This window comes from Edaphobacter aggregans DSM 19364 (assembly GCF_000745965.1).
Lineage (GTDB): Bacteria > Acidobacteriota > Terriglobia > Terriglobales > Acidobacteriaceae > Edaphobacter > Edaphobacter aggregans.
Genome location: NZ_JQKI01000183.1, coordinates 1 through 9,196, shown reverse-complemented (window position 1 = coordinate 9,196; position 9,196 = coordinate 1). Strand labels below are relative to the sequence as shown.

8 protein-coding genes and 1 pseudogene are annotated in these 9,196 nt (G+C 59.6%); 3 read left to right on the top strand and 6 right to left on the bottom strand.

The window, feature by feature from the left end:
- Window positions 1-288 (top strand): annotated as a pseudogene (locus tag Q363_RS42380) (IS110 family transposase); the annotation flags it as partial.
- Window positions 289-318: 30 nt separating this feature from the next.
- A complete protein-coding gene (locus Q363_RS28565) occupies window positions 319-678 on the top strand; it encodes a hypothetical protein (protein ID WP_035357479.1) in 360 nt (119 codons plus the stop codon).
- Between the two features lie 770 nt (window positions 679-1,448).
- Here Q363_RS28565 and Q363_RS28560 read toward each other — a convergent pair.
- Genes Q363_RS28560 through Q363_RS28545 form a run of 4 tightly spaced genes read right to left on the bottom strand, consistent with a single transcriptional unit; the run spans window position 1,449 to window position 7,255 of the window.
- Window positions 1,449-3,287: an Hsp70 family protein gene (locus Q363_RS28560; protein ID WP_035357477.1), complete on the bottom strand. Its 1,839-nt coding sequence runs from the start codon at window positions 3,285-3,287 to the stop codon at window positions 1,449-1,451.
- Entirely contained in the window at window positions 3,284-4,105 is an 822-nt protein-coding gene (gene grpE, locus Q363_RS28555; RefSeq protein ID WP_035357475.1) for a nucleotide exchange factor GrpE, read from the bottom strand. Before grpE ends, Q363_RS28560 begins: the two co-directional genes overlap by 4 nt.
- Window positions 4,106-4,414, bottom strand: coding sequence for a J domain-containing protein (locus tag Q363_RS28550; protein ID WP_051979472.1), 309 nt, complete (start codon window positions 4,412-4,414; stop codon window positions 4,106-4,108).
- A gap of 9 nt (window positions 4,415-4,423) precedes the next feature.
- Window positions 4,424-7,255: a hypothetical protein gene (locus Q363_RS28545; RefSeq protein ID WP_157467767.1), complete on the bottom strand. Its 2,832-nt coding sequence runs from the start codon at window positions 7,253-7,255 to the stop codon at window positions 4,424-4,426.
- A 257-nt stretch (window positions 7,256-7,512) separates the two neighbouring features.
- Here Q363_RS28545 and Q363_RS28540 point away from each other — a divergent pair, with 257 nt between their 5' ends.
- Window positions 7,513-8,223, top strand: a complete 711-nt coding sequence (locus Q363_RS28540; RefSeq protein WP_035357472.1) for a hypothetical protein — start codon at window positions 7,513-7,515, stop codon at window positions 8,221-8,223.
- 81 nt (window positions 8,224-8,304) lie between these two features.
- Here the strand turns inward: Q363_RS28540 and Q363_RS28535 are convergent, their stop codons facing one another.
- On the bottom strand, window positions 8,305-8,760 hold the full coding sequence (locus Q363_RS28535) for a VOC family protein (RefSeq protein ID WP_035357471.1): 456 nt from the start codon (window positions 8,758-8,760) through the stop codon (window positions 8,305-8,307).
- A gap of 103 nt (window positions 8,761-8,863) precedes the next feature.
- Window positions 8,864-9,196, bottom strand: a 333-nt coding sequence (locus tag Q363_RS28530) for an ArsR/SmtB family transcription factor (protein ID WP_035357469.1), incomplete at its 5' end; no start/stop codon positions are given.

Sequence of the window (9,196 nt, the reverse complement as noted above, 5' to 3'; positions counted from 1 at the left end):
AAGACCACTCTAGTGCAATGCGCCTGGGCGGCCGCGCGCACCAAGGACAGCTACTTCCAGGCCCAATACCACCGCCTGCGCAGCCGCCGCGGCCCCAAAAAAGCTATCGGAGCCGTAGCCTCCTCCTTGCTCACTGCCGCTTACCATATGCTCAAGTCTGGAACCCTCTACCAGGATCTCGGCGCTAACCACTTCAACCGTCGCGCCAAAGACAAGCAAGCCCTTCACCTCATCCACCGCTTGAAGAACTTGGGATTCAACGTCCAAATCACGCCCTCGGCAGCCTAATCGAGATTCTGTTTCTTTCTAGTCTCGTACATGCCCTACCTCAACTGGGTTCCCAGTGCCTGGGTACTTCCGCTCAAGTTCACGGGCGGCGGGTATGTTGCGGGTGGCAAGGCGATGTTCGACAGCGAGGGCAACCTCTGGGTCGGTGACAATTTCACCGTTGGCTGGCAAGGGCAGGATTCGCTCTGGCAGGGCCACGCGACAAAGTTCGCGCCCAACGGGAAGCCGCTCTCTCCGATTACGACGGGCTTCACGGGCGGTGGAATGGAAGGGGGTACCTTCGGCGCTGCGGTAGATTCTCATGATAATGCGTGGCTCTGTGCGCGACCATGGCGGCATTCGGCCAGCAGGCTCAACCCAGACAAGTCAACGTGCGCCCCAATCCCCTGACGTTGGCCTGCCATTGAACTTCCAGCGCCGTACAGGCGACCTGGATGCGATGGTGAAAGCCCAGACCCTTCGGGCGCTTATCCTCTAAAGCCACTCCAGCTTTTTCTATGTGAATGGCAAGCCGGAAGGCATCTTCTTAGAGGCGTTGCGGGACTTCGAGCAATTCGTAAATCAGAAGTTGCATACCGGCCGACAACACGTACAGGTCACGTTCATTCCGGTCCGTCCCGATCAACTTGAATCCTACTTTAACGAAGGGATCGGAGACCTGATCCTGAGCAATAGCCGATCGGCGGGTCTGTCGTCCAGAAGATTCTCCAGAAGTCCTAGGGCTTGTAGGAAGTTCCGCGGATTTCAATGCAGTTGGGCCCCATTCCTGCTCCGGTGAACGCCACTGTGAGCATTATTTGCACCAACCGAGAGCCCATTACGCAGTTTTGCGTAACACGGTTGCGCACAATGCGGATCGGCAATGGCTCAAGCTGGCCTCCGAGGTTGCCCGGAAAGTGGGTTGGCTGCTGTGGTACAGATAACGCTGAGGAGACTGCCTTCTACGGTTGAATGCAATCGCTGTGCTGCCTGAGCGGAGGCCAGTGCAGCTTGGCAATCGCCCTGCCTGAGCGATTGCCGGGCGGCCTGGCGCATGACGTAGGCGTGAGTTGCCAGCAGCATCAGCGCGGTGAGGTCGGCGCCGCAACGAGAGCACAGAGACGAGCTGCGAAAACGAGCCCGGCAGACTGGACAGGCGACCGGGCTACGAAGATCATCCTTCATGCGCGGCCCTCGACAAAGAACAGCATTTCGCGCAGATCGTGAACAGCCTGCTTGAGTGCGCCGACATCGTGATCCTCGATTGCGGATTCGATCGCCTGATTCAGGTCGATCGCTTCCTCGCGGTCTTCATCGTGGATTTTGTCGAGTAGGAGGCGGGAGCGCTCGATCATCTTCCAGCCTTCGTCCTCAGCTGCACTCCAATCGTCCTCGGCAACAGCAGGTTCATTCGGCGCAGGATGCACTGTGAAATCAACCTGGCCCTCGATCTGCTGCGCAATCTCGTCGTCGTTCTCATCGTCGAAATCGCCGTTCTGCCGGGTGGCGTAGAGGGCTTCGAGACGTTTGCGGGCGGCGGCAATCTCGGCTTCGCTCTTGGCTTCGAGGGCGCGGGCGATGGTGATGTGCCTGGATAATCCTGACTTCTTCTCAATCGCGGTTACGTTGAGGATGCCGTCCAGATCTAGGCTCATGCGGCAAATCACTTCATTGAAATCGCGCATGGGAGTCAGGCCCTTGATGGTGAAATCGCCGACCAGGATATTGCGCAGCGCATCCTCATCCTCGCCCTCATACACGCGGACATCGACTTCTTCCTGGTATGGATGACTGGTGTAAAAGCGCTCGCTGCGGGTGACGGGAAGAGGCGTATTGCGCCGGACGATCGGCTTGTAGCAGTGCGGATAAGAGACGCCGCCCCGATCGCCAAGGAAGGACACGCCGAATGAGTACGGAGTAACGTCGACCAGCACCCGTTCGACCTCGTGGCCGGCGATTCGCGAGGCCATGACACCTGCGCCCAGGGCAACGCACAGGTCTGGATGTATCTCTTCCCGCGGCGTCAAGCCGGTGCGTTCCTCGATCATCCGCGCCACCAGCGGCGTGCGCGTCGAGCCGCCAACCAGAAGAATCGCATCCAACTCCGAGGGGCCTTTGCCGGCATCGGCAAGTGCCTTGGACATATGTCCCAGCGTCTGCTCGACGAGGGGGCGGATCATGTCCTCATACTCCTCGCGCGCGATTTCCAGTTCCAGATGTAGTGGTTTGCCGTCGACCGTGGCCAGGGCTTCTTCGCGAACGGTCACCTCCGGATCGAAGCTCAAGCGGCGCTTGGCCTCCTCGGCGGCCCACCAGATACGCGCGCGGGCCACCGGATGGCCGCTGCGCAGATCGATTCCGTGTTGCGACTGAAATTCGCGGAGCAGATGCTCGACAAGCAGGTCGTTGAAGTCGTCGCCGCCCAGGCGATTGTTGCCATGGCTGGCAAGCACCTCGGTGATGTCACCCTCGAGCGAGACAATGGAGACGTCGAAAGTACCGCCGCCCAGATCGTAGACCATGGCGGTATGATGGCTGCCTTCTCCATACGCCAGGCTTGCGGCCGTCGGCTCATTCAGGATGCGGACCGCCTCCAGACCTGCCAGGGTTGCGGCCTCGCGCGTAGCCTGGCGCTGAGCATCGGAGAAATAGGCGGGTACGGTAATGACCGTCTTTGCAACGGGCCGATCGAGTTGCTGGCTGGCCCAAGATGCAAGCTCGCGCAGAATCAGTGCCGAGATCTCCTGCGGCGTAAACTGGCGGTCTCCCAGCGTAACGGTCTCGTCGCTGCCCATCTTGCGCTTGATGCTGCGAACCGTGCGGTCGGGATAGAGCACCAACTGGTTGCGCGCTGCTTCCCCTACTAGCAGATCTCCCGACGGGGAAAGACCCACCACTGAGGACAGCATATTCTTGTTGCCCGAGCCGAGAATTGTCACTCTGCCATCGACGAAGGCCGCTATCTCTGAGTTCGTCGTACCCAGATCGATGCCAACAATCAAATCGCCTAAATCGCTCATTCAGATTTCCTCTCGGGGTTGCGCGCCACCTTGACCTGGGCGGTGCGATAGACCTCTCCGTTCCATTCGTAGCCGTTGCGGTAGACCTCGACGACAGTTCCCTGGGGCATGGAGCTGGTTTCTTCGATATCGACAGCCGTCATCCGTTGCGGATCGAAGATTTGCCCCAGGCATGCAATTCGGCTCACGCTCGAGCCCACAAGCGCCTCGTCCAAACTGTCCAAGGTGAGGCTGTAGCCGTGGGAGAGCGCGGCGAGAATCTCCTGGGTGTGGCCCGCGTATCTGGCGCCTACACCCAGCCAGCGCGCCAATCGCGGCAACCGTTTTGGAGCCAACTCTTCGGCGGCGTTGCGCGCGGTGTTCCCTCCCCGCTCCACTCGGTCGCGCAGATCCAGCAGAACATTGAGGGGGAAGTGAATCCCCTGCTTCCGTGGCTGGGGGGCTTCGGCCTGCCGGATTCGAGCCTGTTCGGCCGGTGCATCTTCCCCGCCGCCCCTTGCTTCCAGGCTCTGCGCGTTCTGAATGAGGGTTTCATTCAATTGCTTGAAGGTCCGACCCTGAAGCCGGACTTCCTGCGTAAGCGCGGTCATGGCCGCCCACAGAGAATAAAGGTCGCAACCGCTGCTGCCGGGCTGCTCGCACTCGAGCGGCGGAAGCGGATCGCCGTTCTCAAGCGCAGCGAGCAACCCGGCGGTCAATCCTTGCGGCGGTTGCTCATCCGCTATCGCGCGATCAAGCCACGCCTCGAAGCCGCGGACAATCCGTTCCCGCGCTTCAGGTGAAAACCCTGGGGTGGAGTTATCTTCTTCCATTTCCATCTATCTTTCCTTGAGTACCGCCAGCCATGGGCCGGGGCCGACGAATTTTCTATCGTTGTCCATACCGTCCAAAAGGGATTCCAGACGAGCTTCCGGATTTACTGAAAACAGTGTGTGCTGTGCGCGCCTGCGCCGGTCGCGCAGAAGTTCGTATGCGTCGCGTACCTGCTCAAACTCGGCTGGAGACCTGTCCGGCGGAAACTGCTTGAGTTTGGCCAGATAGGCGGCTCGAATCTGCTCGTCCTCCGCACCGGGGCCAAGGCCCAGCACAGCATACGGATCGGGAATCGGCAACGCGCTCAGGTTCATCGTTTCACCCTAAAACAAACGGCTCTGTTCCGGCGGCGGAACTCTGGCAGCTTTCGCCTTCTTGTTATTCTGCGAATGCGCTGGCGATCCCAGCTTCGGGAAGGCTGTGCCCATGATCCTTTGAATTGCATCAATGGGATTCTCGCCGTCAGCCGTCGCTTTCTTCAACTGTTGCGCCACCGCTCGCGCAAGCGGCTGAGGCAGAGAACTTAGTAATTGCTCGAGCCTCTCCGCCATTTGCTTCAAAGTGGGAGGTGGCGCTCCATCGAATACCTCTTCGTCTTCGTCGCTATCATCGAAGTCATCGTTATCGTCCTCTTCATTGTCGGAGAACTCGCCATCCTCCACCGGCTCGCCCCGTCTTGCCCGGCATTTTGGGCAGTCGCAAGAAGAATAGCCAAGCTCCTCTGCGTACTTCGGCTCCTGATCGATGTCGTCGCCGGGGAACTGCTCCAGCGTCTGCTCTTCCTCCAGAATTTTGCCGAGCAACTCCGGTGAGACCGCCCGGCTGGCAATCCTTGGGTCGCCTCCCATTCCGAATCCAGGCCTCCAGCGCTTGCGTTCGCCATCCTTCTTCCCGTTCTTCCCGTTCAGATGATCCAGAATTCTTCCTGCCAGTCCGGTGTTGCGCTCCCGCCTGGCCAGTTCCAGCGATGCCGTCAAACAGCCCTCCCGCCTGAATGAGGCCCAGAATGGCAGAGAGCGGGCGCGCAGGAACAGGAACTCTGCGTTCGCTCCGCCTTTGGCCAGTCCTGCTGCCGAGACGGCATATCCCAGTTCCGCTGAATAGCCGTCCAAGGCAGCCTCGCCAAGAACCAGCATTTGCCCGGCATCCAGAGGGCAGTTGGGCATCTTCAGCGAGGCAATTAGGGGATCAATCCATTTACGCGGCAGCGCGATGCGAAGACCCGCCCACTCGCCCAGAGCGCGGGCCCTGGCCACGCCGGCCAGCAGTTCGTCGGCAGGGAGCCTGGCAACGTTCAAAGCCTTCAACGAGGCCGCGGGGCCTATCTCTGCCTTGTCTGCCACAGCTGCCATCAGCAGATGCGCGGCTACGCTGCTCATTAACGTGTTCAGACACGCTTCCTGTTCGTCCTGGACGGCCTCTTCACGGCCAACTGCGGCTGCGCACCAGCGTAGCGCCGCGGCCAGTGCGGCAATCTCTCCTGGCCGCACCTCGGGCACTGTCTCGATCTGCTCGATTCCACTCAGCGCCAAGTGAGCCTTGCGCTGTTGCAGATGCCGCAAGGCCGCGGAAAGCAACAGCCGCAGCCTTGCCCGCCGCACCTCAGGATTCAGTCCGTCGAGATGTTCCGCCTCCCCCAGATACTTCAACGATTTGTTGAATGCGTTGCGCTTCTCCGCGGATTCCATCAGGTAAAGCAGAGGTTGAATATCCGCGGTCCTCGCCTTTCGCCATTGCTCGGCAACATTGTCGGCCACCTGCCAGGGACCGTGCTTACGCGCCCAGTTCAACCATGCCTGGAAGGCTTCCGGATGAGGGTCGGCCTTGCAGGCGCGTTCATACAGCGTCCCCGGAGAAGGCACTTCACCCTCCTCCTGGTTCCGCTTGCCGGGACTCCGGTAAGAAGCCATCTCCTGCTTCAGATCTTGGATGATTTCCGCAGGGACTCTCTCGATTAACTCCCCCATGTGCAACGAGAGGATGCTATCTTCCAGACCCCCGGGGGCAAACCATTTTTCATTGAGGGCCGCGCGGCGGAATTCCGACCATACGACAACCGATTCCGCATAGGAATCCATATTCTGCTGGTTTTCCAGAGTCCTTGCCAAGAGCCGGAAGTAGTAAGCGTCCAGCCGCGGAGCGCCGCCCAGGGCCGCGTTGATGGAGGGCAGCGGGATGTGCTGCGTCACACCGCGCACCGCAATGTGCTGGCGCAGGCGTTCCCGCGTTACCACGCCGCCGCAATGATCACTTGCCGTCATCGCGGTCCGCGCCGCATCGAGAATCCGCTTCTTCTTCTTTGCCTGCAGCGCATCTTCCAGATCCGTCAGGGCGGAACGCAAAGCCGCGCCATGATCTCCAGCCGCGGCAATCAGCTTTTGCCCGGCCAGGCTTGATTTGGAATCGGTTCCGGCCGTAGGCTTCGGCTTCAGCATGGCGGTGAATGTAGGAAGCAGGCGCGCTGGAACGGAATCGATCGAAATCGTCTGGAGCCACCTGCCGCATTCTTCATCCTCGCACCGGTGGTAGCAGGCAATCGCCCGGATCAGAGCCTTCCACGGAGCCAGCGGGCTGCGCCGCGACACCTCCGGCAGCGCCAGAACCGCGTCCTCCACCGGCCCCCTGGTCACCGCCTCGAACGCAGCCGCCAGCGCCGATGCAGCCGTGCGCAGGGAATGCTCCGGCGGCAGGGACGAAACCGCGGCCAGAGCGGGCAGATCCCAGATCCGCTGCCGGATGAAGGTCTCAATGCGGTCGCGTTCTTCGGCCGCAAGCTCTCGGTCGGCAAGCGGTGCGACGACATCCTCCAACTTGCCATCCTGCGCGCATATCTCCCGGACGAGTTCCGTCAATCGCGGCATGGCTGAGGGAAACCGCTCCCGCACAATCCCCAGCAGAGTCTTGGCCTCCACGGTCATTCCCAGCCTGAGCAGATCGTCGACGCGAGCCTTGTAGGCATCGGTCAGCAGGGCTTCCGACTCCGCCGTTGCGCAGCGCTTGTAGAGATCCTTGGCAAGTTGCAGAGCGGACTTGGAATGTCTGCCGGCGATCAACTCCCGTACCCGTTCAATCTCTTCCGGCAACAGCCGCGCGCCCCCCACATTGGGGGCTGCGCTCGACGCTGGACCATTCCTCTTGTTTTGCTTTTGCGACATAGGACTAAGACGGTCAAAGACAGTCTAAAATGCCGGACTCTGCCCGCTTCTGGAAAACTATGCGCTACAGCGGCGAAAGAGTCTATTCGGTGTGCAAAAAGTAGCATGAACTCGGCGTACGCAAGAGGAAACGGCATTTCGCTCTGGATGATCGGCGACTCGGATGATAAGTCATATCAATGCTCAATTGAAGGAGATCCTCCGAGTCACTTGTCGACAGAACAGGCGTTCCACGGATCAGTAACGGAAAACGCCGATTGCGCAAGCGATTTTCAAACTGCCTCGCCTCCGGAGTTCTCCACGAGTGCATAATCGCCTTCCCACTCAGCGAGAATGCCACCGCCTCACAATCCTGGCGGTTCGTTGCCCTCGAAGTGCGGGTCATGTCCGCTAAAAAGGAGGCACTCCAAGCGTTCAGCATCCCGCAGAACGTCGTCTGGAACCCGTTCACGTTCCGCACCAAGGAAATCGACGAGTCCGTGGACCGCGGCGGCGACACTCTTGTGAATCAGAGAATCAGACTTCGTCAATTCGACGTAGCGTTTTGTTGCCGACCAAAATGCTTGAAACTGCTGGATGGGATATTCCGGTTATCTGAGGATAGGCGCTCCTGGAAATCCTCCCAGCAGTCCACGGCCTCAGCAGCCAACCGGTCTTTTTCTGAAGACGGCATGTTCTCTGTTTTCTCCCTTGCGCCGTTCGGTCACAGCAGTGTAACTCCTCTGCCCGTTTGGAACATCTCGGCAGGTTTTCCGGTGTGCTGCACTCTCCTCGACAAGGTGAGCGAACCCCTTCTTCGGAGGGCTAAAACTTCTGCGGCCGTGGCAGATCATGTCGAAAATGCGAAATGGTTGGCTTTGGGGCCAGGGATTGCTGATCCCACGATCCCCAATACTCGGCGGTTCACATGTTCGCGCAACGGATTCATGAACCCAAGTCGACTTCCCGATACCAGTCTGGGCTATTGAGAAGCGGAAATTCGAAATCCAACACCCCGCACCAGTCTCAAACCAGCAAAGGTTCTGACTGGAAAAGACTAGAGAAGGCTCTCAGTTCTCGCGCGCGGCGGCTTCCAGCGCGGACAGGTCCATCTTGATCATCCCCATCATGGCTTCCATGGCTTTGGGGTGACTGATCAACTCGCCGATATTCCGTGGCACAATCTGCCAGCATAGGCCGAAGCGGTCTGTGAGCCAGCCACAGGCCATGGGTTTGCCGCCTTCGATCAACTTGCCCCAGTAGCTGTCGATCTCTTCCTGGGAGTCGCAGCGGACGAAGAACGAGAAGGCGGGGTTGAGCTGATGCGCGGGGCCGCCGTTGAGAAAGACCATCTCCTGGCCTTCAAGCTCGATTGTAATTGTGGCAATCTTGCCCACGGGCCAGGGACCGACGCCTTTGGAACGCAGCTCATCGAGCCTGCGCGCGTGCGGGAAGACGCTCAGGTAAAACTCGGCGGCTTCTTCGGCGTTGTCATTGAACCAGAGGAATGGCGCAAGTTTGTTCATGCCTGGCATGGTACCAGCCAGGAGGTCACTTCCGACAAAACCGACTTGTCGTTAGTAATTCGTCTCGCGAGTGCTCAGCTCAGCGATGGCCGCAGCTTTCCACTTACTTTTCGCTGCGCCTGGACGATCGCTTCGCAGCAAGTTTCTTTGCTCGAGCTTCATCCGTAGATTGGATGGTATGCGCGTTGACGATCGCCCGGATCAGCCCTGGGAAGCGTTCCTCGATCTCCGCGCAACGTGAGGTGTTGTGCATCTCCACGCCGCGCCGTTCGCCACGGATCAGCCCCGCCTCTCTAAGTGCCCTGAAGTGTTGTGAGAGGGTAGACTTCGGAATTGCCTTGTCGCTAACGGTCAGAAACATCGAGCAGTTATGCGAGCACTCCTGAGCTACGATATCTGCATAGATCGCCGCCCGTACCGGGTCGGACAAGGCATG

What these genes read in the sequence shown, in the direction of transcription:
- Q363_RS28565 (WP_035357479.1), top strand. Translation starts at nt 319, where the DNA reads ATGCCCTACCTCAACTGGGTTCCCAGTGCCTGGGTACTTCCGCTCAAG.
- Q363_RS28550 (WP_051979472.1), bottom strand. Translation starts at nt 4,414, where the DNA reads ATGAACCTGAGCGCGTTGCCGATTCCCGATCCGTATGCTGTGCTGGGC.
- Q363_RS28545 (WP_157467767.1), bottom strand. Translation starts at nt 7,255, where the DNA reads ATGTCGCAAAAGCAAAACAAGAGGAATGGTCCAGCGTCGAGCGCAGCC.
- Q363_RS28560 (WP_035357477.1), bottom strand. Translation starts at nt 3,287, where the DNA reads ATGAGCGATTTAGGCGATTTGATTGTTGGCATCGATCTGGGTACGACG.
- grpE (WP_035357475.1), bottom strand. Translation starts at nt 4,105, where the DNA reads ATGGAAATGGAAGAAGATAACTCCACCCCAGGGTTTTCACCTGAAGCG.
- Q363_RS28535 (WP_035357471.1), bottom strand. Translation starts at nt 8,760, where the DNA reads ATGAACAAACTTGCGCCATTCCTCTGGTTCAATGACAACGCCGAAGAA.